This window comes from Streptomyces sp. TBY4 (assembly GCF_024213195.1).
Taxonomy (GTDB): Bacteria; Actinomycetota; Actinomycetes; order Streptomycetales; family Streptomycetaceae; genus Streptomyces.
The window spans coordinates 1-794 of sequence record NZ_JANAVF010000050.1 but is presented as its reverse complement, the minus strand read 5'-3'; the positions used below and the strand labels follow the sequence as shown (position 1 = coordinate 794).

General features: G+C 69.3%; 1 protein-coding gene. It reads right to left on the bottom strand.

Annotation, left to right across the window (positions count from 1 at the left end; all coding sequences use genetic code 11):
- Positions 1–794 (bottom strand): beta-ketoacyl reductase (locus tag NLX94_RS38700; RefSeq protein ID WP_254387991.1); only part of this gene is annotated, 794 nt, incomplete at both ends.

Here is a 794-nt window from a genome sequence, read left to right as displayed (position 1 = left end):
AGGACGAAGGCGTCCAGGTCCATGTCCTGGGTGAGTTCGTGCAGGTGCCAGGCCGCGTCGGCCTTGGGTTGGAACACCCGGTCGATCCGCTCCGGCGTCAACGCGCCCACGAGTGCGTTGTCTCCGATGCCTGCCGTGTGGATGACTCCGCGGAGGGGGCGGTCGGTGGGGATGGTGGTGAGGAGGGTGGCGAGGGCGTCTCGGTCGCCGGCGTCGCATGCGGTGATGTCGATGGTGACGCCGGGTGTGAGGTGGGTGAGTTCGTGGGCGAGTTCGGTTGCGCCGGGTGCGTTGGGGCCTCGTCGGCTGGCGAGGAGGAGGTGGCGTATGCCGTGGTGGGTGATGAGGTGGCGGGCGATGAGTGCGCCCAGGCCGCCGGTGCCGCCGGTGATCAGGACGGTGCCGTCGTTCCGCCATACCGGTGCGTCATCGACGGTCGGGGTGGTGGTGTGGCGGGTGAGGCGGGGGTGGTGGAGTCGGCCTTGGCGTAGGGCGAGTTCGGTTTCGCCGGTGGCTGTGGCGGCGGCGAGTAGGGCTGGGGTGTGGTCTGTGTCGGTGTCGATCAGGACGAATCGTCCGGGGTTCTCGGCCTGGGCGGATCGGATCAGGCCCCAGATCGGTGCGGTGATGGGATCGATCGGATCGTCGGCTGTTACGGCGACGGCGTGTGTGGTCACGATGACCAGCCGGGAGGTGGAGGCGTTCTGGTCGGTGAGCCACCGCTGGACCTGCTCCAGTGCGGTGTGCGTGAGTGCACGGGCCCGCTCCGGAACCGAACCCGACACCGCATCCGC